The sequence below is a fragment of the Rahnella sp. PD4 genome (genome assembly GCF_049199325.1).
Classification (GTDB): domain Bacteria; phylum Pseudomonadota; class Gammaproteobacteria; order Enterobacterales; family Enterobacteriaceae; genus Rahnella; species Rahnella perminowiae.
In genome coordinates this window covers 1-22438 of the sequence record NZ_JBLZQF010000003.1, presented here as the reverse complement: position 1 = coordinate 22438, position 22438 = coordinate 1, and the positions used below count along the sequence as shown (strand labels likewise).

General features: G+C 51.4%; 19 protein-coding genes. 11 read left to right on the top strand and 8 right to left on the bottom strand.

Going from position 1 to position 22438, the window contains the following annotated elements:
* The first annotated feature begins 45 nt into the window (after positions 1 to 45).
* Together fucO and rhaM are read left to right on the top strand one after the other, a co-directional pair.
* Positions 46 to 1194, top strand: a complete 1149-nt coding sequence (gene fucO / locus ACOZIO_RS09020) for a lactaldehyde reductase (protein WP_129953293.1) — start codon at positions 46 to 48, stop codon at positions 1192 to 1194.
* Between the two features lie 98 nt (positions 1195 to 1292).
* Entirely contained in the window at positions 1293 to 1607 is a 315-nt protein-coding gene (rhaM, locus tag ACOZIO_RS09015; RefSeq protein ID WP_013577125.1) for an L-rhamnose mutarotase, read from the top strand.
* Here rhaM and ACOZIO_RS09010 read toward each other — a convergent pair.
* Positions 1582 to 3756 carry a YgiQ family radical SAM protein gene (locus ACOZIO_RS09010; RefSeq protein ID WP_129991284.1) on the bottom strand — a complete coding sequence of 725 codons (2175 nt, stop codon included), beginning with the start codon at positions 3754 to 3756 and terminating at the stop codon, positions 1582 to 1584. The genes rhaM and ACOZIO_RS09010 overlap by 26 nt on opposite strands.
* Positions 3757 to 4184: 428 nt before the next feature.
* Here ACOZIO_RS09010 and ACOZIO_RS09005 point away from each other — a divergent pair, with 428 nt between their 5' ends.
* Entirely contained in the window at positions 4185 to 5660 is a 1476-nt protein-coding gene (locus ACOZIO_RS09005) for a SulP family inorganic anion transporter (RefSeq protein WP_129953334.1), read from the top strand.
* A 73-nt stretch (positions 5661 to 5733) separates the two neighbouring features.
* Here the strand turns inward: ACOZIO_RS09005 and ACOZIO_RS09000 are convergent, their stop codons facing one another.
* The 3 genes from ACOZIO_RS09000 to ACOZIO_RS08990 all read right to left on the bottom strand — a co-directional run bounded on the left by ACOZIO_RS09000 (position 5734) and on the right by ACOZIO_RS08990 (position 10299).
* Complete coding sequence (locus tag ACOZIO_RS09000; protein WP_129991283.1) at positions 5734 to 7386, bottom strand: dihydroxyacetone kinase subunit DhaK; 1653 nt, start codon at positions 7384 to 7386, stop codon at positions 5734 to 5736.
* A 157-nt stretch (positions 7387 to 7543) separates the two neighbouring features.
* Positions 7544 to 8911, bottom strand: a complete 1368-nt coding sequence (locus tag ACOZIO_RS08995) for an L-serine ammonia-lyase (protein WP_421595199.1) — start codon at positions 8909 to 8911, stop codon at positions 7544 to 7546.
* 104 nt (positions 8912 to 9015) lie between these two features.
* On the bottom strand, positions 9016 to 10299 hold the full coding sequence (locus tag ACOZIO_RS08990) for an HAAAP family serine/threonine permease (protein ID WP_217139533.1): 1284 nt from the start codon (positions 10297 to 10299) through the stop codon (positions 9016 to 9018).
* 582 nt (positions 10300 to 10881) lie between these two features.
* Here ACOZIO_RS08990 and ACOZIO_RS08985 point away from each other — a divergent pair.
* From ACOZIO_RS08985 to ACOZIO_RS08975, 3 genes are read left to right on the top strand one after another with little or no spacing between them, the layout of a single operon-like run.
* On the top strand, positions 10882 to 11469 hold the full coding sequence (locus ACOZIO_RS08985; protein ID WP_235173376.1) for a YfiR family protein: 588 nt from the start codon (positions 10882 to 10884) through the stop codon (positions 11467 to 11469).
* Positions 11470 to 11471: 2 nt separating this feature from the next.
* Positions 11472 to 12752 (top strand): diguanylate cyclase domain-containing protein, encoded by a 1281-nt coding sequence (locus tag ACOZIO_RS08980; RefSeq protein WP_129953299.1) that lies wholly within the window; start codon positions 11472 to 11474, stop codon positions 12750 to 12752.
* A 15-nt stretch (positions 12753 to 12767) separates the two neighbouring features.
* On the top strand, positions 12768 to 13265 hold the full coding sequence (locus ACOZIO_RS08975) for an OmpA family protein (RefSeq protein WP_129953300.1): 498 nt from the start codon (positions 12768 to 12770) through the stop codon (positions 13263 to 13265).
* A gap of 1 nt (position 13266) precedes the next feature.
* Here the strand turns inward: ACOZIO_RS08975 and ACOZIO_RS08970 are convergent, their stop codons facing one another.
* Positions 13267 to 14139 carry a LysR family transcriptional regulator gene (locus tag ACOZIO_RS08970; RefSeq protein ID WP_129953302.1) on the bottom strand — a complete coding sequence of 291 codons (873 nt, stop codon included), beginning with the start codon at positions 14137 to 14139 and terminating at the stop codon, positions 13267 to 13269.
* A 102-nt stretch (positions 14140 to 14241) separates the two neighbouring features.
* On the opposite strand from ACOZIO_RS08970, the gene budA reads away from it, so the two are divergent.
* Together budA and alsS are read left to right on the top strand one after the other, a co-directional pair.
* The gene (gene budA / locus ACOZIO_RS08965; protein ID WP_217219230.1) at positions 14242 to 15024 is read left to right on the top strand and encodes an acetolactate decarboxylase; all 783 of its coding nucleotides are present in this window, start codon (positions 14242 to 14244) and stop codon (positions 15022 to 15024) included.
* Positions 15025 to 15051: 27 nt separating this feature from the next.
* The gene (alsS, locus tag ACOZIO_RS08960) at positions 15052 to 16728 is read left to right on the top strand and encodes an acetolactate synthase AlsS (protein ID WP_129991280.1); all 1677 of its coding nucleotides are present in this window, start codon (positions 15052 to 15054) and stop codon (positions 16726 to 16728) included.
* A gap of 33 nt (positions 16729 to 16761) precedes the next feature.
* Here alsS and ACOZIO_RS08955 read toward each other — a convergent pair whose 3' ends face one another.
* Positions 16762 to 17595, bottom strand: coding sequence for an HNH endonuclease (locus ACOZIO_RS08955; protein ID WP_421595198.1), 834 nt, complete (start codon positions 17593 to 17595; stop codon positions 16762 to 16764).
* A gap of 468 nt (positions 17596 to 18063) precedes the next feature.
* Between ACOZIO_RS08955 and ACOZIO_RS08950 the strand changes: the two genes are divergently transcribed.
* Positions 18064 to 18285, top strand: coding sequence for a hypothetical protein (locus ACOZIO_RS08950; RefSeq protein ID WP_129953307.1), 222 nt, complete (start codon positions 18064 to 18066; stop codon positions 18283 to 18285).
* A gap of 66 nt (positions 18286 to 18351) precedes the next feature.
* On the opposite strand, the gene ACOZIO_RS08945 is transcribed toward ACOZIO_RS08950, so the two are convergent.
* Entirely contained in the window at positions 18352 to 19488 is a 1137-nt protein-coding gene (locus ACOZIO_RS08945) for a porin (RefSeq protein ID WP_129953308.1), read from the bottom strand.
* 630 nt (positions 19489 to 20118) lie between these two features.
* Here ACOZIO_RS08945 and ACOZIO_RS08940 point away from each other — a divergent pair.
* The gene (locus ACOZIO_RS08940) at positions 20119 to 20454 is read left to right on the top strand and encodes a hypothetical protein (protein ID WP_129953309.1); all 336 of its coding nucleotides are present in this window, start codon (positions 20119 to 20121) and stop codon (positions 20452 to 20454) included.
* On the opposite strand, the gene ACOZIO_RS08935 is transcribed toward ACOZIO_RS08940, so the two are convergent.
* Positions 20432 to 21352 carry an alpha/beta hydrolase gene (locus ACOZIO_RS08935; protein WP_129953310.1) on the bottom strand — a complete coding sequence of 307 codons (921 nt, stop codon included), beginning with the start codon at positions 21350 to 21352 and terminating at the stop codon, positions 20432 to 20434. The genes ACOZIO_RS08940 and ACOZIO_RS08935 overlap by 23 nt on opposite strands.
* 614 nt (positions 21353 to 21966) lie before the next feature.
* Between ACOZIO_RS08935 and ACOZIO_RS08930 the strand changes: the two genes are divergently transcribed.
* Positions 21967 to 22438, top strand: a 472-nt coding sequence (locus ACOZIO_RS08930) for a contractile injection system protein, VgrG/Pvc8 family (protein ID WP_421595197.1), incomplete at its 3' end; no start/stop codon positions are given.

Below are 22438 nucleotides of genomic sequence, written 5' to 3'. Positions count from 1 at the left end.
AGGCAGCAGAACACCTATTTTACTTACTCTATAGAGGGAATTTTTATGAGTTTCATGTTGGCCTTACCTAAAATCAGCCTCCACGGTCAGGGCGCAATCGAAGATATGGTTGCAATGCTGGCGACTAAACCACAGGGTAAAGCCCTTATCGTGACCGATGGTCAGTTAATCGAATTGGGTCTGCTCGACAATTTATTCTCCGCACTCAAACAGGCCGGACTGCCTTATGCCATTTACGGCGGCGTAGTGCCGAATCCAACCTCCGCCCATGTTGATGAAGGCTTCCGTCTGTATCAGGAAAACCAGTGCGATTATCTGATTGCTTTCGGTGGCGGCAGCCCGATTGATACCGCAAAAGGCATCAAAATTCTGACCGCCAATCCGGGCCCTGCCACCCTGTATTCCGGTATCGGCAAAGTCAGTAAACCGGGTGTCTTTCTGGTGGCGATTAATACTACGGCAGGCACAGCGGCAGAACTCACCAGTAATGCGGTGATCATCGACAGCCAGCGTCAGGTGAAAGAAGTGATCATCGACACCAGTCTGATCCCGGATATCGCCGTGGACGATCCGGCAGTGATGCTCAAAATTCCGGCCAGTGTCACCGCCGCGACTGGCATGGATGCGCTGACCCACGCCATCGAAGCCTATGTTTCCGTCGGCGCGCATCCGCTGACTGACCCGACAGCACTTGCCGCGATTTCAACGATCACGCAATGGCTGCCAAAAGCCGTCGATCACGGCGATGATATCGAAGCCCGCGAGAAAATGGCGCAGGGGCAATATCTGGCCGGTATGGCATTTAACAGCGCAGGTTTGGGGCTGGTTCACGCACTGGCGCATCAGCCTGGCGCGACACATAATCTGCCGCACGGCGTCTGTAATGCGATCCTGCTGCCGGTCGTCGAAGCGTTTAACCGCGCGAGTGCGCCTCACCGCTTTGCCGACATTGCCCGCGCGATGGGCGTACAGACTCAAGGTATCAGCGAAACGCAGGCCAGTATTGCGGCCATTGACGCTATTCGCCAATTGTCCACCCGTGTGGGGATCCCTTCCGGTTTCAAAGAACTGGGCATTTGTGAAGCGGATATCGAAGGCTGGCTCGACAAGGCTCTCGCTGACCCATGTGCGCCGTGCAATCCGCGCACCGCAACCCGTGAAGAAGTGCGCGAGTTGTATCTGAAAGCCATGTAGTTTTTAGCTTCTGCCTCTGTGAAGGGGAAGAAAGCAGTTGTCATTTCTTTACTCCCTCCCCTTCGCAGGGGAGGGAGTAAATCTAACCGGAGAAAAATATGATCCGTAAATCCTTCGTGATGCAGGTTAATGCGAATGCACACGATGAATATCAGCGCCGACACTCGCCAATCTGGCCGGAACTGGCGGAAACCCTGAAAGCCCACGGGGCGCATCACTACAGCATTTTCCTCGATGAAAAACGTAATCTGCTGTTTGGCTATGTGGAAATTGAATCAGAAGAAAGATGGAACGCGGTGGCAAAAACGGAAATATGCCAGAAATGGTGGAAGCATATGGCAGACGTAATGCCTGCCAATGCCGATAACAGTCCGGTCAGCAACGACCTTAAACCGGTCTTTTACCTCGATTAATCCTCTGTCCGGCGGGTTTTGCTTTTGCGGCCGCCGGATTTTGCGTTTTTGCGGGGGTAAAACGCGTAGCAGCCGGTTTCGCTTTGCCTGAACGTGAGGCCGCAAATTGCGGATCAAAACCGCCCGGGGGCACCAGACAATCAGGGCGAATCCCTATCAGGCGGCGCATACCCATCGCAGTCAGTGCCTCACGGATCACCGGCCAGTTCACCGGATCGTGATAGCGCAGTAAGGCTTTATGCAACCGCCGCTGACGATCGCCTTTCGGCACGACCACATCTTCACTTTTATAATCCACTTTGCCGAGCGGATTCTTACCGCTGTAATACATAGTGGTGGCACTGGCGAGCGGCGACGGATAAAAATTCTGCACCTGATCCAGCCGGAAACGATTTTTCTTCAGCCACAGCGCCAGATTGATCATGTCTTCAGTGCGTGTGCCCGGATGCGCAGAAATGAAATACGGGATCAGATACTGCTCTTTCCCGGCCTGTTTCGAATAACTGTCGAACAGCTCTTTGAACCGGTAATAACTGCCCATCCCCGGTTTCATCATTTTGGACAACGGCCCGGTTTCGGTATGTTCCGGCGCGATCTTCAGATACCCGCCCACGTGATGCTCGGCCAGTTCTTTGATATAGCGCGGATCTTCCACCGCCAGATCATAACGTACGCCTGACGCGATCAGGATTTTCTTGATCCCCTTCAGACTGCGCGTACGGCGGTAAAGGTTGATCGTCGGCTCATGGTTAGTGTCCATGTGTGTACAAATTTCCGGATACACACAGGACGCGCGGCGACAACTTTGCTCCGCTTTCGGCGACTGACAGCGCAGCATATACATGTTGGCGGTCGGGCCACCCAGATCGGAAATCACACCGGTGAATCCCGGAACATTGTCGCGGATCTCTTCTATTTCCCGGACGATCGACGCTTCAGAGCGGCTCTGAATGATCCGCCCTTCATGTTCGGTGATCGAACAAAACGCACAACCGCCGTAACAGCCACGCATAATATTGATCGAGAAACGGATCATGTCATATGCCGGAATTTTCGCCTTGCCGTAAGACGGATGGGGTACGCGCTGGAACGGCAGGCCAAATACATCGTCCATTTCTTCGGTAGACAGCGGGATAGCCGGTGGATTGATCCACACATAGCGGTCGCCGTGTTTTTGCATCAGCGCACGCGCACAGCCGGGGTTGGTTTCGTGATGCAGAATGCGCGAAGTATGCGCGTACAACACTTTATCGCCCTTCACTTTTTCAAATGACGGCAGCAGAACGTAGGTTTTCTCCCACGGTTTCGGCTTTGGCGCGCGCACCGTTACCGGCTGCGGGGCATCCGGCGCAGGTAATTCCCCTTCTGAACACGGCAGATCCTCACCGTACGGGTTCATGATCGGCTCAATGCGCCCCGGTTTATCAAGGCGTGTGGAATCGACACCGCTCCAGCCGGTCAGCGCCGTTTTGCGCATCACGGCGGTGTTACGCACATCATGAATGTCACTGATGGATTCCCCCGCCGCCAGGCGGTGCGCCACTTCCACCAGCGGCCTTTCACCATTGCCGTAAATCAGCATGTCCGCTTTGGAATCCACCAGCACCGAGCGGCGCACGGTATCGGACCAGTAATCGTAATGTGCGATACGACGCAGGCTGGCTTCGATACCGCCGAGTAAAACCGGGACATCGCTGTAGGCTTCTTTACAGCGCTGGGTGTAGACCAGCGTTGCGCGATCGGGACGTTTACCGCCCACGTTACCTGGCGTATAGGCATCGTCATGACGCAATTTCCGGTCGGCGGTATAGCGGTTGATCATCGAATCCATATTGCCGGCGGTCACGCCGTAAAACAGATTCGGCTTCCCGAGCCGCATGAAATCCTCTTTGTTGCTCCAGTCCGGCTGCGCAATGATCCCGACACGAAAACCTTGCGCTTCCAGCATGCGGCCAATGATCGCCATGCCGAAACTCGGATGATCGACATACGCATCGCCGGTTACCACGATCACGTCACAGCTGTCCCAGCCAAGTTCATCCATTTCCGCCCGGCTCATCGGGAAAAACGGTGCCGTGCCGTAGCATTCGGCCCAGTAGCGCGGATAAGAAAACAGGGTGCGTTCGGGTTGGATCAGGCTGATTGGCATAAAGAGTTTTCGCTGAAAAAAGAGGAATTTTGCTTAAGCACGGCTAATACATCGTGATTTCGCAGCCAGAAAATCAAGGCCGGAGATTATACTTGGGCGAAAAAACGGCTGCTGCGACAAGTGGGTTTGTCATGCGTCAGATCAAGCTTTTCAGGCCGTAAATCCCATTTTCCGTGATCACCACCGCAACACTCTAAGATTTTCCTTATGCGGAATTGCCGACTACCATGTTAGAAAGTGCATCAGAAAGCTTCAAATCGTAACTAAAGAATTTCTAACTTTAGACGTTGACCGCCACCGGGCCATCGCGCATTTTCGCCGCCCCCTGACAGAGAGAAGCCTATTGTGACCGCATTATTCCCACGCCCCGTCCTCACCCCCTCATACGCAGTGGAGACCGCTTCATGACGATGAAATCCCCTGAAAATCTGAACATGAATTTTCTGCGTTACGATATCCCGGCCGGGATTGTCGTGTTTCTGGTTGCGCTGCCGCTGAGTCTTGGCATTGCTCAGGCCAGCGGATTGCCACCTTTTGTCGGCCTGCTGACCGGCGTTATCGGCGGCGTGATCGTCACCCTGCTCAGTCCGTCGCGTTTTGCAGTCAGCGGACCGGCTGCCGGGCTGGTGACGATTGTGGTTGGCGCGATGGAAACACTCGGATCCTTTTCCTCTCTGTTGCTGGCGCTGATGCTGGCGGGCGTTCTGCAAATCGTCTTTGGGATCATTAAAGCCGGACGCTTTGTCTCGCTGATCCCTGGTTCGGTGATCCAGGGCATGCTGGCAGCGATCGGTATTTTACTGATCATGCAGCAGATCCCGGTCGCACTGGGCTATCAGGGAGAAGAGGGATTACGCGGCATTTTCAGCGATCCGGCCTTCAGTTTGTCGCCCACAGCGTTGATCGTCCCGGCTGTGGCATTGCTGATTTTGTGGCTATGGACGACGCCGCCGTTTAAGCGCATCAAGCTGATGACTTATGTGCCCGGCCCGCTGGTGGCGGTATTGTGGGGAAGCCTGGCGGTGATTTTCGGTGACCGTATCGTACCGGATTCGATACAGGCCATGCCGCGTATTGCGCTGCCGAAATTCGACAGCGTAGATGAAGTGACCTCGCAGCTGGAAAAACCGAACTGGAGCGCGTGGAACAATCCGCAGATTTATGTGATTGCCGCGACATTGGCGCTGGTCGCCAGCCTGGAAACGCTGCTTAGCCAGGAAGCGCTGAAGAAGCTGAAAGAGCAAACACCCGCGCCTTCGCCCGATAAAGAAATGCGTGCGCAAGGGATCGGGAATCTGATCAGCGGATTTCTCGGCGGCATGCCGATCACCGCTGTGATCGTACGCAGTTCGGTGAATGTGAATACCGGCGCGCGCAGTAAGGTATCGATCCTGCTTCACGGTGTGTTATTGCTTTTGTGCGGCATGTTTTTCAGCGATATGCTTAACACCATTCCGCTGGCCTGTCTGGCAGCGGTGCTGCTGTATACCGGCTATAAACTGGCCTCACCGGCACTTTTCCTGACCCAGTGGCGGCTTGGCCTGCCGCAGTTTTTGCCGTTTATCGCCACGCTGGCGGGTATTTTGCTCTTCGGTATGCTGGCCGGGATCGGCATCGGGTTGCTCGCGCAGTTGCTGTCGAGCACCTACAAAAGCCATCACAATGCGATGCAGCTTACACGCGACGAAAATCATTATGTGATGCGTTTTCACCAAAACCTGACGTTCCTGCATAACCCGCGTTTACAGAGCCTGCTGGCGGAAATCCCCGATAACAGCGTGGTCCGTGTCGAACGTGAGAATGTCGGTTATATCGACCCCGATGTGAAAGCGGTGCTGTCAGATTTCGTGGCGAAAGCACCGGAGCGCAATATCACGCTGGATCGCTGGCCGGTCGGACATTGATTTCAAAGGGCTGAGAATAATAAAAAGGCCTGCCGGTTTCCCGCAGGCCTTTCTTCTTTTGCTGGCGTAAATCTTATTTCTTCGCCAGCGCCTCAAACACTTTTTCAACGGCCACCGCGCCGGGATCTTTCACCCCTTTCAGGCTGTTGCTGCTGAGATAAGAAGAACGCCCGGCATTGGCTTTCTTCATGCTGGCCGTGTCTTTGGCCCCTTTGGCTGCCGCTTTAGCCGCCCCTTTCAGCGCATCTTTTTTGCCAAGGGCTTCCAGCGCCGGTTGCAGTGCGTCGATCATCGTGCGATCGCCGAGATCAGCCCCGCCGTAATGCTTCATGCGTTCGAGGCCGAACAACAGCGCTTTCGGTAATTTTTCACCCTCGCCGACTTTCTTACCGGCGGCGGTAAAGAAGATCGACATCAGCACACCGCTGGATCCTCCCATCACGGTCGCCAGACGATCACCGACTACGCTCAGAAGATCGGCCACATTGTTCAGCGGTAATTTTTTGCTTTTGTTTTCTTTCTGAATATCACGCGCGCCGGTGGCAAAGGTCGAACCGGTATCACCGTCACCGACTTTGGCATCAAGTTTATTCAGCTCATCTTCCAGATCAGACAGTGTCTGAGTAATGGTTTCAACGATTTTGCCGACCTGCGCGTTCGAAGACGCTTTCACCGCTTTCTTATCGCTGATTTTCTTGCCTTTTTTGGTCGCCAGTTTTTCCAGCTTCACCAGAGGCTGCCAGCCTGACGCTTCCACTTCTGCCAGCAGGGCTTCTTCAATACCGCCTTTAAGGGCAATTACCGACAGCGAGAAACCTTTCATATCCAGCGCACTGACCAGCGATGCCGGGCCAATAAGATAACGGATCGAACTGCCCAGCGCCGAATGCACCAGTTCTTTGGTGATCTGATTCATCTCGAGCGGAGAAACGCCACCGAGGTTATTGATCAGTACCGCCAGCTTGTCGCTTTTTTTCACGTGTTCCGCAAGCTTACCAACCAGCGTATCCACCACTTTTTTGCTGTTCTGGGTTTTCAGGGTCGACACACCCGGTTCGCCGTGAATGCCTAAGCCCAGCTCAACGTGGCCGGATTCGATACGTTGTTCTTCTTCATCTTCACCGCCAGCCGGCAGGCTGCACCCCGCCGCCGCAACACCGATACTGGCAGTGGCATCAATCGCCTGCTGAGCAATTTTGGCGACCTCTTTCAGAGATTTGCCCTGCTCAGCCGCGTAACCGGCAATTTTATGCACCAGCGCCGTCCCGGCGATGCCGCGCGGCTGCTTGTTGTCCGGCAGGGAAATGTCGTCGGAGACCATCACCAGCTCAACGTCATAGCCCATGCCTTTCGCTTTCTCAGCAGCCAGACCAAAGTTCAGACGGTCGCCGGTATAATTTTTGACGATCAGCAAACAGCCGGCTTTACCGGTGACCGCCACAATCGCATTCAGCACGGCGTCCACGCTCGGGGAAGCAAACACTTCGCCGCACACTGCCGCCGTGAGCATGCCTTTGCCAACAAACCCCACATGCGCCGGTTCATGACCCGAGCCACCCCCTGAAATCAGTGCAACCTTTTTCTTATCCCAGTCACGCCGTACGACCACACGGATGGCCGGATCGATATCCAGTTTTGCCAGGTTTTTATAGGGAGAGGTCAGGATCACCCCTTCGATAACATCGTTAATCAGAGTCTTGCGGTCATTCATGAAGAATTTAGACATACCGAGCCTTTCCTTTTAACTGTTTTCCAGGTGTTGTGAGGCAGAAAAAACATACCTCTGCGTAATGCAGGTATCTGAAAACATAGCACAGGACAAAAATCAGGAAGGAGACGAGAAAGGCGGTTTCCCGCCTTTTAGGAAAGGATGAGAAAAGAAATCAATTGCAGGCGAGAACTTTAATCGCCAGACCTCCTGTCGAGGTTTCACGGTATTTCGAGTTCATGTCCTTGCCGGTTTCGTACATGGTTTCGATGACTTTATCGAGACACACACGCGGTTCGCTGGTGCGGCGTAATGCCATACGTGATGCATTGACCGCTTTCACGGCCGAAATGGCGTTGCGCTCGATGCATGGCACCTGAACCTGCCCGGCCAGCGGATCGCAGGTCAGCCCGAGGTGATGTTCCATCGCGATTTCTGCCGCCATAAATACCTGCGCGGTGCTGCCGCCCAGCAGTTCTGTCAGGCCTGCCGCCGCCATCGAACAGGCCACGCCGACCTCACCCTGACAGCCCACCTCCGCACCGGAAATCGACGCATTCATTTTGAACAGAATGCCGACCGCGCCGGAAGCCAGGAAGAAACGGCTGTAAGAGTCAGGACTGACCGGGCGGATAAACTGATCATAATATGTCAGCACGGCAGGGATGATGCCGCACGCGCCGTTGGTGGGAGCAGTAACCACACGGCCGCCCGCCGCATTTTCTTCGTTAACCGCCATCGCGTACATATTGATCCAGTCCACGACGCCCATCGGATCGACATTGTTTTTATCCTGCGTTACCAGGATGCGGCGCAGCGCGGCAGCACGGCGGTTGATTTTCATCGGCCCCGGCAGCAAACCTTCTGTATGGATACCGCGCGTAATGCCTTCGCTCATCACATTCCAGATGGCCGCAAAGTGATCGCTGATTTCTGTGCGTGTATGCTCCGCCAGTTCGTTTTGCAGCATCAGTGCCGACAATGACAGACCGGTGTCCGTGCAATGTTTCTGCAAATCGCTGGCCGAGCGGAACGGATACGGACGCAGCACCGGATTTTCATCCTGCACACCAAACTTGCTGGCTTCGACAATAAAGCCACCGCCGACAGAATAATAAGTTTGCGTATACAGCAGTTCATCACCGCTGAATGCGCTGATTGTCATACCATTTTCATGCAACGGCAGATTGCCGGAATGGAAATTCATGCCTGAACCGGCCGGAAAATCCACTTCTTTCGCGCCCTTGCCCAGCATCAGACGCCCGGTATTTTCTACCTGACGGATAAACGTCGGGATCGCATCGATGTCTACGTCATCCGGCATATTACCCGCCAGCCCCATAATGATAGCCAGATCAGTATGGTGTCCTTTACCGGTCAATGATAATGACCCGTAAACATCAACCGCTACGCGGGTCGTTTGGGTTATATAACCTGAAGAGATAAGCTCATCAGTGAATATTTTCCCGGCTTTCATCGGACCAACAGTATGCGAACTGGATGGACCAATACCAATTTTGAAAATATCGAAGACGCTGATCACGGTGGGCACTCCATGTGAAATTATTTACGGGCAGAATAAAAAGGGAAACGGGAGAGAAAGGAGCGGGATATTCCCGCTCACTTTATTTCAGATAACGTTAATAATTAGCCCATCAGGCTGAATACAATGGCTGACATCGCAATCAAACCCATAATAACAATGAAGACGTTGCTGATATGGCCGCTGTATTTTTTCATCGCAGGGACTTTACGGATGGCATACATTGGCATCAGGAATAACAGCATCGCAATAATCGGACCACCCAGCGTTTCGATCATACCCAGAATACTTGGATTCAGGGTTGCGACTAACCAGGTGGTTAATAACATAAAGATACCGGTATAACGGTTCAGCGTTGGCAGGGAAATTGTTTTGCCTTTGCCGCGCAGAGATTTAATCACCATGCCATTAAAACCTTCACGCGCCCCCAGATAATGGCCGAGGAAAGATTTGGTAATGGCGATAAAGGCAATAAACGGCGCGATATATTCAATCACCGGATTAGAGAAGTGATTAGCTAAATAAGACAGAATAGACACGTTTTGCGCTTTGGCTTCCATCAGGTTGGCCGGAGACAGGCTCAGGACACAGCTGAAGACAAAGAACATCACCGTGAGTACCATCATGATGTGGCTAAAGGCCAGAATGCGCGAGCATTTCTTCTCCGCGTCATCACCATATTCTTTGCGTTTTGCTACAGCAAAAGAGGAGATAATTGGCGAGTGGTTGAACGAGAACACCATGACCGGGATCACCAGCCACAGCGTCATCAGCATACCGTGACCCACGCCGTTCCCGGACAGCGAGACGTTTTCAAACACTGACGTATTCCAGTTAGGAATAAGGTAAAGCGCCAGCGCCATCAACACCGCCACAAACGGGAACACCAGAATGCTCATCGCCTTCACAATGATATCCTGACCAAAATGCACCAGCGTCATTAATCCGAGGATCAGGATCAGAGACAGCAACGCACGCGGCGGCGCATTCATATGCATCTGATGAGTAATAAAACTCTCAACCGTATTCGTGATCGCCACGCTGTAAACCAGTAAAATAGGATAAATGGCGAAGAAATATAACAGTGTAATTAATTTACCGGCTGTAATACCAAAATGTTCTTCCACCACTTCCGTAATATCTTCACCGGCATTTTTACCCGATAAAACAAAACGGGTTAAGCCGCGGTGAGCGAAGAAAGTCATTGGGAAAGCGAGGATGGCCATAATAATTAACGGTATTAATCCGCCAATCCCCGCATTAATAGGAAGAAAAAGAACGCCTGCACCAATTGCCGTTCCATATAAACCTAACATCCACATGGTGTCAGTTTTACGCCAGGAACTTACTGATTTTTTAGACAGTGTCCCGATTGTTGTATTATCCATGATTCCTCAGTACCTAATTATAAAAATAATTCCGTTTTCCCCAGGAATGGTTGATGTTTTTTTACTGCACCCGTCATCGAAAAAACCATCCTGACGGTTAAAACATACCATTAATGCGGGCATGATACCTATCAGCAGCATAAAAATCTGCCTAACGGTGTGGCTTTGAGATCATGGTCACGAATATTGATAAAATGGCGACTATTATTCCTTTAAATTCCAATCTATTAACATTTCCTGTAATTTAAATTCATCAAATAGTGATTACGATAACATTTATTTTTTGTCATATTTTGTTATCACCGTGACTATTATTTATATAACGGTTGAAATACCGACAATGTGGGTTATTTATCAGCGCCCCTCGCCTGCCTCTGCTCAAAAAAAATCTCGCAGAAATTACACAATCCATTAGTTTTCCTTTAGTATTCGCAACTTTTCTGTTTCCTGTAAAAAAATCGACACAAAAGGCATGCGTTTTCAGGGCGAAAATTTTTTATTGACGCTTTCCGAAGTTATGCCGATAAAGTTATTCTTATTCCGGTGAAACACTTTCAACCGGAAGAAACGCAGAGCGACGCAATGGAAAAAGCCCGATCACCTTTTTACCTGTCAGGGAGGATACCTGCCGGCCATTTGTTTAAGGCCGCGTATGGCTTTGCGCTACTGACGGTGCTTCTGATCGCGCCGTTAAAACCGGTTATCGCCGAAACCAGCGAGACGTCACCTGATGCCGCCGTCGCCCAGACCGTTAACGGAATCCTCAGTTATTCGCGCTGGCCCGACAAAACGGCCTCTTCTTCTTTAACGCTGTGCATCATTCCGCCAGTCAAATACGCCGCATTACTCACGCCCGATGGCAGCGCTTTTACCGGCAGGCCGCTCAAAGTGATGACGTTGCCTTTTGAGAGTCCGCTGCTGACGACGCAATGCGATGCGATTTATTCCGGCAGTACAACGGCAGAGCAGCAAAACGATTTGCATCTGCGTCTGGAAGGCCACGCCATTTTGACCCTCAGTGAGCAGGACGATGCCTGCGCATTACTGAACGCATTTTGTCTGGTGATCACGCCCCTTCATACCGGATTCAAACTGAATCTGGACACGCTGTCCCGCAGCGGTGTGCGGGTTAATCCCGCCGTATTACAACTTGCCAGGGAAAAGGAGTAACTATGGAAAATCAAATTCCTGTTCCTGACAAAGAACAGCCGCGCCAGCGCCCGACGCTAAGCGCCGCACTGAACAGAATCCATATGATTGTGATTCTGACCGCGATTGGCCTTGCCGGTTTTTTACTGATTTTGCTGGCCCTGATCGCCCTGCGTTCGCATGCCGAAAATAATCTGCAACTGACCGCGCGTGCCATCAGCTACACCACCGAAGCTGCGCTGGTGTTTAACGACCCTGCTGCCGCGCATGATTCGCTGGAGTTCATCGCCAAAAGAGGCGATTTCACCCAGGCTAAAATTCTGACGCCTGCCGGTGCGACGTTCACCGAATGGCAAAGACCGGTAAACAGCAACTGGGACAAGCTCGGCCAGTTCGTCGGCCACCTGGCTTTCCCGGAACCCATCACGATGCCAGTGAATCATTCAGGTTCGCTCATCGGTACCGTCTGGCTCGCCGGTAACGGCGGCAGCCTGACGGGCTTCCTGCTGGAAACGGTGCTTAGCCTGATCGGCTGTCTGGTACTGACGGCACTGGTCGCGCTGTATTTTTCCCGCAGGATGCAAAAAGGCATTGTCGATGCCCTCGGTCACATTACGCGCGTCACTCATGACGTCACGGCCAACCGGTCGTTCAATTTGCGCGTACCTTCCGCGCCGATTGTCGAGCTACACACCCTGAGCCAGGACTTCAACAGCCTGCTGACTGAGCTGGAAGCCTGGGAAAACCATATGCGCAACGAGAACGTCTCACTGACCCAAAAAGCATTGCATGACGGACTGACCGGTCTGCATAATCGCGCGTTTTTCATTGATACGCTCAACCAATGCTTTAACCCGATGCGCCCGGCGCTTTCACTGGCCTTGTTGTTTATTGATGTCGATAACTTTAAAGAGATCAATGACTCACTCGGTCATGCCGCCGGAGACCGCGTGCTGATGGTGATAGGCGAACGGATGGCGAAAACACTGCGTAAAGGCGATGTGCTGGCGCGTCTGGGCGGCGATGAATTTGCCATTTTGCTTGAACCGATGGTTTCCACCGCAGAGGCCGTGGCTTTTGCCGAACGGATTGTTGAAATCATGAAAACCCCCGTCATCCTGCTCAATAACAAGACGCTGGATGTTTCTCTCAGTATCGGTATTGCGCTGTCGCCTTCTCAGGCCACCAGCGCGAAAGAGTTACTGGATAAGGCCGATGAGGCCATGTACCGCTCGAAAAAAATTTCCGGCAATTGCTGGCATGTCTCTTCTGGTATGCCGCTTCCTGCCGTGATGAAAGACTAAAAGGAATTACTGAATATGAAGATCTGCAATACTTTCAAGACCTGGTGTCATTTCGCCGCTACGGGGCTGTGCATTTTGCTGCTGGTCGCCTGTCAGAGCAAACCGGCGGGATTAACGCCAGAACAAATCGCCGTACTGCAAAAAAATGGTTTCTCACAGACGGCAGATGGCTGGGAACTGGGGCTGGATGCCAAAGTGCTGTTTGGCAATAATCAGGCGACGCTTTCGCCAGAAAGTAAGCAGTCGGTAGAAAAACTGGCCGGTGAACTGCTGCATGTCGGCCTGAATAAAGTCAATCTCGACGGCCATACCGACAACTACGGTGACGCCGGTTACAATAACGATCTGTCACTGCATCGCGCCAACACGGTAGCCGCCGCCTTTGCCGATGCGGGAATGCCGCGTACCAATATCCATACCCGCGGATTAGGTCAGAGCCAGCCCGTTGCCAGCAATAAAACCCAGGCCGGACGTGCCCAGAACCGCCGCGTGTCTGTCATTATTGTGGTGTAAATTACAATAACCCCACCATATGCAGCGCCGCCTTGCAGTTATCCGTTCTGCGCCAGGCGAGCGCGATTTGCGTCGTTAATGTCTGCCCTGCCAGGGGCAGACAGCGCACATTGGTTTCATCAATTTTACTCAGCGACGCCGGCACCAGCGCGTAACCAAAACCTGTCGCCACCATACTCAGCGCTGAGGTAATTTGCGGACATTGTTGCCCGTAGCGCGGCGAAAATCCCGCCTCTTTGCACGCCTGAGTCACGGCATCATAAAGCCCAGGCGATAAATCGCGGGGAAAGGTGATCAGCATATCGTGGCGCAGCGCCGCCAGCCGGACTTCTTTCCCCTGACTGAGCGGATGCTTCTTCGGTAGCGCCACCACCATTTCCTCGATATCCAGCACCTTAAAACTAAACTCCTTGCTGCGTTCACAAGGCAGACGAATAAACGCTGCATCCAGTGCGCCCTCGCCCATCGCCGTCATCAGCCCGGCCATATCTTTTTCCTGAGGCTCCAGCACCATGCCCGGATATTTGTCGCGAAAACGGTGCAGTAGTTCAAATACCTGCGGGTTGAAAGCCGTTGAAGTGGCAAAGCCGATGCGCAGCGTACCATTCAAGCCACGCGCCACTGCACGGGTACGTTCAAAGGCAGCATCGGTCAGCTTGATAATGGTTTGTGCATCGTCGTACAGCACTTTTCCGGCTTCGGTCAGTTCGACGCCACGGGTAAGACGTTTGAGTAAAGGGGTTCCGATTTCATGTTCGAGCCGCTGAATTTGCTGGCTCAGAGGAGGCTGGGATATTCCCAGGAGTTCGGCAGCACGGGTGAAGTGGCCCGTCTCTGCTACCGCGACAAAATAGCGCAGATGACGAAGTTCCATATCAAAAACGTCTCAAAGTAAACACCTCCTCATATTGGAACTCAGAACGGAATGGCGTCAACCTTTAGTTAGCAAAGTTAACTATTCGAACGGAGTTCCTGCATGAAAAGCCATTCTGAGTCCTGTTCCTGCGTCGCCGATATTGCCCGCACGGCGACGGCGTTTAAACAGCAGCATCCTGACCGCGTGCTCTATCAGTCATCACTGATGAGCGCCTTGCTGAGCGGCGTTTATGAAGGCGATACCACAATGGCAGAGCTGTTGAAACACGGCGATTTTGGCCTCGGTACCTTTAATCGTCTCGACGGTGAACTGATTGCATTCAACAGCAATATCTTCCAGTTACGTGGCGACGGCAGCGCCCGACGGGCAAAACCGGAACAAAAAACACCCTTCGCCGTCATGACATTCTTTAATCCTACGAATGAATACGTCATTGATCGCCCGCACAGCCGCGAACAAATTCACGCGGTTATCGACAACGCCGTTGCCAGTCAGAACACCTTTTGTGCATTGCGCATTGATGGCGAGTTCAGCCGCGTCGAGACCCGCACCGTGCCGGAACAACACCGCCCTTATAAACCGATGCTGGAAGCCATCGAAGCGCAGCCAACGTTTCATATCGAAAACAGCCAGGGTGTGCTGATTGGCTTTCTGACACCTGCGTATATGCAAGGCATTAACGTCGCGGGCTATCACGAACATTTCATCAATCAGACACGCAGCAGTGGCGGCCATGTACTGGATTATCAGGTGGAGTGCGGCGTGCTGACCTTCGGCACGGTCGAAAAGCTATTGATCGACTTCCCGCAGGACAGCGATTTCCTGCATGCCAACTTATGTCCTGACGATTTAAATGATGCGATTCAGTCCGTTGAAAGTTAACAGCCCGCAGAAAGAAGGAACAAAACCATGAAAAATTCAGACAGCCAAAGCGAATGGAAATGCGGTGCAGATCTGGTCGTCGCACAGCTTGAAGCACAGGGCGTAAAACACATATTCGGTATTCCCGGCGCAAAAATCGACCGGGTATTCGATTCGCTGGTCGATTCCCCTATCAAAACGATTCCGGTACGCCACGAGGCCAATGCCGCCTTTATGGCCGGTGCCGTGGGCCGTCTGACCGGTAAAGCAGGCGTTGCACTGGTCACTTCCGGCCCCGGCTGCTCGAATCTGATCACCGGTGTGGCCACCGCAACCTCCGAAGGCGATCCGCTGGTGGCGCTTGGCGGTGCGGTGAAACGCGCCGATCATGTCAAGCAGGTGCACCAGACCATGGACACCGTCGCGATGTTCCGTCCGGTCACCAAGTATTCCGCCGAAGTCACCTCGTCTTCCGCCCTGGCCGAAGTGCTGGCAAACGGTTTTCGCGCCGCCGAGTTCGGGCGTCCGGGCGCAGCATTTATCAGTCTGCCAATGGATATCGTCAACGAACCGGCCAGCGGTAAACTCCTGACCTCGCAACCGCCGGTGCTCGGCAGCGCACCGCACGACGCAATATTGCAGGTCGCGCGATTACTGAAACAGGCCAAAAATCCGGTGCTGCTGCTCGGCCTGATGGCCAGCCAGCCACGCAACGCTGAGGCGATCCGCCGTCTGCTGCATAAAAGCGATCTGCCGGTGACCAGCACCTATCAGGCGGCAGGCGTTATCGATCAGGCTTCGTTCCACCGCTTCGCTGGTCGCGTCGGTTTGTTCAACAATCAGGCCGGGGACCGCCTGCTGCGCAACGCGGATCTGGTCATCACCATCGGTTACAGTCCGGTCGAGTATGAACCGGCGCAATGGAGCAACGGCAACGCTGAACTGGTGCATATCGACGTGATACCCGCCGAAACCGACAGCGACTATCTGCCGGACGTCGAACTGGTGGGCGATATTGCCGACACGCTGGATCTGCTGACAGAACAGATTCAGCAACGCATCAACCTGAGCGCCTCTTCCGTCGCCATTCTCGAAGATCGCCGCCAGCAACGTGCACTGCTGGATCAAAAAGGCCGCAGCCTGCATCAGTTTGCGATCCATCCGCTGCGTCTGGTACGCGCGATGCAGGATATCGTCAACAGCGACGTCACGCTGTGCGTCGACATGGGGAGTTTCCATATCTGGATCGCCCGTTATCTTTACAGCTTCCGCGCGCGTCAGGTGCTGATTTCCAACGGCCAGCAAACCATGGGCGTCGCGCTGCCGTGGGCGATAGGCGCCGCGCTGGTCGATCCTGGTCGCAAAGTGGTGTCTGTTTCCGGCGACGGCGGCTTTATGCAGTCAAGCATGGAACTGGAAACCGCCGTCCGCCTCGGCGTCAATCTGCTGCACATCATCTGGGTTGATGAGGCCTATAACATGGTGGCAATCCAGGAACAGAAAAAATACCAGCGCACCTCCGGTATCCAGTTCGGCCCGATTGATTTCAAAGCCTACGCCGACGCCTTCGGCGCCAAAGGTTTTGCCGTCACCTCCGCCGAAACCCTGGAAAGCACCCTGCGCGCCGCCATGGACGTACAAGGCCCCGCCGTCGTCGCCGTCCCGGTGGATTACAGTGATAATGCGTTATTGATGGGACAACTGGAGATGGGAAGGATTTTTTGAGGGGGGTGGATTGCAAGGAGTTAAACGCCCTAATTAGGGCGTTTTCTTACTCGCAGCGATCATATCTTTTAGTTCATCAATCGAGAGTGTACGGTCTTTTTTTCGATGAATGATCCCGTGGCAGTTGGCACAGACGGGAACAAGTTCGGTTTTATAATCCACGGCTTTCGATTGGCCAAACTCTGATACTGGCACCACATGATGAATATGGATAAAGTCTTTCGCATATTCCCCATAGAAATCCTCGAAATTAAAGCCACAGGCATAACAAGTAGTGCCATGATAACTTTTAGCGAGTTTCTTTAGCCTTTGATCCCTCTCATAAATAGTCACAAACTTAGAAGACTTTTTCCCTTCTTGGTAAGAAACCAAAGACTCTTCATCAGCTTCATTTTCAATATGCACAACTTCATTTTTTATATCACCGAAAATATGGTGAGGTTCAGTTAGTGCAGCGGCTACGGCTATATCAGCAAAAACTTCTTTTGTAATTGGACGGACACTAAAACGCCAATAATTAGACTTCTGCTGGTCAGGGATATCTTCGTAATAATGGCCGTCTTTTTTAGCCAGAACGGCATGCTCAAACGGCTGAAAATCTGTCAGCACAGCATAAAGATGGCCGGCTTCATCGGGTTTAATTTCGCTTATGCGCCCAACACCAAAATAGTGTGGTTCATTTGATAAACGCTGTGAGGAATACTGCTTATTCTCTGGCTTTAACCTGCCCTTATAATATACAAAACGCATGCCCGAATTGAGTGACTTCTGGTACTGTTTAGGGAAGTGATATCTTTCCCCAGTCTTATCATCCCAATTAGACACATCATTTTCGGCAAGTACAACGCACATCTCTTCATCCAACATCTATCGATACCTGTAAGTTGAATCAATAAGTTGGAAGTATAAGCCGTTCTTAATTGCATACAACTGATGCATTGAATTTTTGAATGTTTCGCCCCCTTTTATAGACCAATAAGTGCATTGAGCAGGAGGTTTTCATCTCAATGTCATCCCTTTTCCAAGACATCTCCCAAAAACGAAAACTGCTTAAAAATACCTCTTACTGTACAAATCCCCACGTATTAGACTCTCTTCGCTGCGGCAAAATCCGTAGTCAGAATTAGCGTTCTGTCATTTTCTGGTACCGACAACCCTATGAAAAAATGGGGAATGTGGTACGGTCTGTCCTCACCCAAATTATGGTGGCTCAGACAGTGGCTTCTCACGAAGCACCGGATCCAGAAAACCGGTAACGCTAACGCTGTTTGAGCTACCACCACGAGGTTAGCGTCTCCAGTGGTAGTAAATTCACTATTTTCTGGAGCACTCAAAATGCCTAACCTTTACGACAATACCCCGCTGGAACTGGAAGAGATCGTCGATCATTGCCGTGCGTTATCTTATGCCATTGTGTCGCTGGATAATCCGCAGGCGAAAGATCTGCTGAGCTATATTCTTTGTGAACGGCTGGAAGTGCTGTATCAGACGCTGGAAATGCCATTTAGCGAGGATGATATAGTGGTGACAGACATCGCGGAAGCACTGCCGCACTAAGCCGATCTGCAGACGTAAAAAAGCCAGCGCATATGCGCTGGCCTGATGATCCACGAGGCGTGCGGATTAGAAATCGTAGAAAACGGTCACCCAGGTCTGATCCGGTTCGTTGTCGGTAGAGTGCGCCAGTGTGCGTTCCACATAGACAGACAAGCCGTAACCGATAGTGGTACCCGCGCCCAGATAAACGTGGTTCGCGTGATATTCTTCGCCGCCTTTCAGTTGCAGAGAATCCGCTGCAACGTATGGCTGGATAGATTTCAGGAACGGTTTGTCGATATTAAAGGTATAACCGACAAAGCCTTCCACGCCGTAACCGCTGCCTGCAAAGTAATGATCGACAGGATTTTCACGGGTGCTTGGCACGAAATCTTTGTAATAGCTGCCGGTCCCGACGATATACCAGTTATTAGGCTGCCAGGTTAATGCCGTACCAGACAGCTGCTGATGATAATCTTTTTCGTTATATTGATTATCTTTGACCGTCGCATCAGTCAGGCTGTAAGCCGCACTCCAGACTAAATCTTTGGTGAGTTTGTAATCGAAACCTAAACCGCCACCATTATTACGGCGATAATGCTGATTCTCGCCCGCCTGAATTTCATCTTCCGGCAATAAGTAGTTGGCATATAACGTCACAGGACCAAAGTCGTTGGTATATTTCAGGCTGCTTTTTGGCTTATTCGCACCATCGTAGCTACCGTTAATCCCAATACCCGTGCCGCCTGCATGACCATCGTTATCCCAGACATCACTTTTAATCCCGACGACGGAATAATAAATGCCGTACTGGTGGCCGTAGGTTAATGTCCCGTAACGGTCATCTTTAAAACCCGCATATAACTGACGCTGAGTGTCACGGCGTGAGCCTTCGGCATAGTGATCATCCATACCCAGCAGGTGCGCCATGTCCACGCCCAGCTCATAGTAAGCAATGACAGAGGTATCCTGCGTCAGTTTATAATCGCCGCGGAAGCGGAAGCGGGTACCGCCATCGTGACCATTTTTATAATAACCCGGCTCCGGGCCGTTATTGAAAATCCACTCAGGACGAATACTCCCGCCAACCTGCAAACTCAGCGGTGCCAGCAAAGCATTACTTTGAGGATTTTTATCTAAAACAGTAATCTCGGCTTGCGCGCTGGCAGATAATGCCGACAGCACGACGCCGCCAATTAGCATTGACGTTTTTAATTTGCTCATTATTACCCTGTCTTTATTATTTATGTGATGTGTGTGCGGTCTTGCGCCGCGTATAAATAATTAACATAGGTATGACGGGGGTCAAAGTGAAAATTCAGAAAGTTCCCTATAAGATAAAAATATGTTTAGCACAGATACTAAGCAATAAAATGTTTAAATGTAAATAAAAGAAACAATATCTGTATTATGGGTTAAATAATTATCAATATGATTAAAAATACATCACCTGTAAATTATCAAAACTTTTGATTGGAAATATTTAATAACAATTATACCGGCAAATTAGCATTAATCAGCAAATTACGCCAGTGTGATAATAACATTCCGTGACAACCACCCATTTTCATTATCTTTAATTTGCGTTATTTTCAGTTCCATCAGGATAATATTCGGAAGAGGCTGTTATTAATTAACCAATTTCAATTTTTATCTCATAAAAATCACACTGGTGGTTAATATTCCTGATTCACTGAGAGGATTTTGCGAGGCATCTTCCAGATTTGACAACAAACCACTGTAAATATAACCAGTCTATTTCTTTGGTGCACCAACAGGCATACAGTTCTCTGGCAGCGGCAATCACCTCGCCAGTACCGGAGGCCTCGACTCACTGACAATGGAATGACTTGTATGACTGATTCTGATAACCACACCGCGTTTACGACTAACTCTATCTCCGTTTTTCGCTCGCTTATCGCCGGGCTGGATTTCAGTCACTTTGATGATGCACAGTTATATGATCTTAATGCGCTGGCGTCAGAATCTGCCAGCGGGTTATGTCAGGGGCTGTTGTGCTTAAGCGAAGGACTTGAGAACAGCGAGATATTGCTCCCGGAGGGGATTGCACAGGTCAGCGATTATCTGAAAGCTTCCGCTCACCTGATCCCTGTTCTTTTTGAATTATGCGAACAGGCCAGCAGCGAGCTCGCAAAAAACAAAAAGTTTACGGTGTATCCGATGAACTGACACGTACAGCAATATCCCGCATCACATTGCGCGCACTCTGGCTGATTCCGCCAAGCTGGAAGAAACCGTGTATGACTCCCAGATAGCGCTGGGCCGTGCAGTTCACGCCCTGCTCTGTCATGCGGGAGAACAGCGCCTCGCCTTCATCGCATAACGGATCGTATTCCGCCGTAATGATATGAACCGGCGGCAGCCCTGAAAAATCATCACGCCATAACGGACTGACTTCAGGGTGCATGAAATCAATTTGCGGGAAATAAGCTTCGAATCCACTGAGCAACGTATCGCTGGTCAGCACAAAATCATCGCCATTGCGCCTATGGCTTTCAGAGGACGCTGTTGCATCCAGCATCGGGTAAATCAGCACCAGCAGGTGCGGCAGCCAGTGTCCGGTATTTCGCAGGCGCAGAGCCGTGATAAGGGCAAGATGTCCGCCTGCGCTGTCCCCCATCAGTGTTATCCGGCCGCGCTCTATGCCAAGCCTTTCAGCATGCTGCCAGATGAGGTTTGACGCCTGTTCTGCATCGTCATGTGCGGCGGGATAGGTGTGTTCAGGTGCTAAACGATATTGCACCGCAATCACCCGGCAACCGCTGTAAAAGGCAAGCTGACGTAGCTGATTATCATGAGTCGCAAAACCGCCACTGACAAAACAGCCGCCGTGATAATAGATAACGGCAGGTAATGCGCCATGCGCTTCCAGCGGAGAGTAGACGCGTAACAACATACCGTCGATGACCACATCATCAACATTTACACGTTGCTCAAGATCGCCCGCTAACACCGTGCTGGCAATATAGCCGGCACGGCGCTCAGCGAACGTCTGACTGCGGGAAGAGGGACGGCCTGCAGTAATGAAGTCGTTAACAAGTTCAGCAATTGCGGGTTCCAGTGCCATGAGGATTTTTTCCTTATTTGCGTATTTAGGTGTCGCCAGGATGATGACAGGCTACGATAATTAACTACATCAAGTCGATCGGTATTAACGATTTGTTCTTAGTTACTGATCTATGCAATCGATTATCTTTCCTCCTTACACTCTGGTTATCCTTGCCTTTCTATAAGGCAGGATTGAAAAGCACATTTACATCTCATATTGCGTTGTACTTTTTATTTGAAACAGTTAATGGCTTTAGTGATATTAAGATAGCGGGGGAATTGGATTTAGTGACATTAATGCCTTCTCATTAATCATTATTCAGCATCTCATCACCTGGCGCTTTCGCAAAAACGTCCGTAAGTTTTCGGAAAACATCCTGATTAACTGGCAACTTTCTTTATTTAATAACTGAGATGTATTTTTCCGTGACATAGTTTGTTTTAGTGATCTACTGATTTATGCTAACTTTCATTTCCGGAGCGGAACTCGCCGACATACTGTTGGACTGCTATTTTTCCAGCGAAAGTCAGTACATTAATATATTCACACCATCAATATATTATTAATTAGCCCAGTCAGCACATATCGGTTTTGGGGTATTCACGCCCATGAGCGTTAAAAGGACTTAAACGATGAGCATTCAGGAATACATTCTTGCTGGCAGTAAATTACCGGTCCACAACCATTACCAGTTAAGACTTAAACGGCTGGAATCCCGGCAGCCCGGCGTTGATATTTCGGTGCTCAGGTTCAGCGGCAGCGAGGCCATCAGCGATATCCTGCGCTATGAGATTGCGTTTACCAGCTCGGTGAAAGACATTCCCGCTCAGCACATCATCAACTATTCCGCCCTGCTCCTGATGTACCCCGACGGTAAGCCGTGGGAGCCGGTTAAACCACGCATTATCCCCGGCGTCATCACCCAGTTCCGCCAGTGCGGCACCTCCGCCGATGAAACCCGCTACGTCGCCACGCTCGAACACCGCGTCACCCGGTTAAATCAGGGCAGCAATAACGCGATTTACCAGAACGACAGCGTCATCAGCATGACCGAAAACACCTTCCTGCGTTACTACATGGACCGGCTGGATTTCCGGTTTGCCC

Bases quoted from the DNA above. Each gene is read 5' to 3' on its own strand.
- fucO (WP_129953293.1), top strand. From the start codon at position 46: ATGAGTTTCATGTTGGCCTTACCTAAAATCAGCCTCCACGGTCAGGGC.
- rhaM (WP_013577125.1), top strand. From the start codon at position 1,293: ATGATCCGTAAATCCTTCGTGATGCAGGTTAATGCGAATGCACACGAT.
- ACOZIO_RS09010 (WP_129991284.1), bottom strand. From the start codon at position 3,756: ATGCCAATCAGCCTGATCCAACCCGAACGCACCCTGTTTTCTTATCCG.
- ACOZIO_RS09000 (WP_129991283.1), bottom strand. From the start codon at position 7,386: ATGTCTAAATTCTTCATGAATGACCGCAAGACTCTGATTAACGATGTT.
- ACOZIO_RS08990 (WP_217139533.1), bottom strand. From the start codon at position 10,299: ATGGATAATACAACAATCGGGACACTGTCTAAAAAATCAGTAAGTTCC.
- ACOZIO_RS08985 (WP_235173376.1), top strand. From the start codon at position 10,882: ATGGAAAAAGCCCGATCACCTTTTTACCTGTCAGGGAGGATACCTGCC.
- ACOZIO_RS08980 (WP_129953299.1), top strand. From the start codon at position 11,472: ATGGAAAATCAAATTCCTGTTCCTGACAAAGAACAGCCGCGCCAGCGC.
- ACOZIO_RS08975 (WP_129953300.1), top strand. From the start codon at position 12,768: ATGAAGATCTGCAATACTTTCAAGACCTGGTGTCATTTCGCCGCTACG.
- ACOZIO_RS08970 (WP_129953302.1), bottom strand. From the start codon at position 14,139: ATGGAACTTCGTCATCTGCGCTATTTTGTCGCGGTAGCAGAGACGGGC.
- budA (WP_217219230.1), top strand. From the start codon at position 14,242: ATGAAAAGCCATTCTGAGTCCTGTTCCTGCGTCGCCGATATTGCCCGC.
- alsS (WP_129991280.1), top strand. From the start codon at position 15,052: ATGAAAAATTCAGACAGCCAAAGCGAATGGAAATGCGGTGCAGATCTG.
- ACOZIO_RS08955 (WP_421595198.1), bottom strand. From the start codon at position 17,595: ATGTTGGATGAAGAGATGTGCGTTGTACTTGCCGAAAATGATGTGTCT.
- ACOZIO_RS08950 (WP_129953307.1), top strand. From the start codon at position 18,064: ATGCCTAACCTTTACGACAATACCCCGCTGGAACTGGAAGAGATCGTC.
- ACOZIO_RS08945 (WP_129953308.1), bottom strand. From the start codon at position 19,488: ATGAGCAAATTAAAAACGTCAATGCTAATTGGCGGCGTCGTGCTGTCG.
- ACOZIO_RS08940 (WP_129953309.1), top strand. From the start codon at position 20,119: ATGACTGATTCTGATAACCACACCGCGTTTACGACTAACTCTATCTCC.
- ACOZIO_RS08935 (WP_129953310.1), bottom strand. From the start codon at position 21,352: ATGGCACTGGAACCCGCAATTGCTGAACTTGTTAACGACTTCATTACT.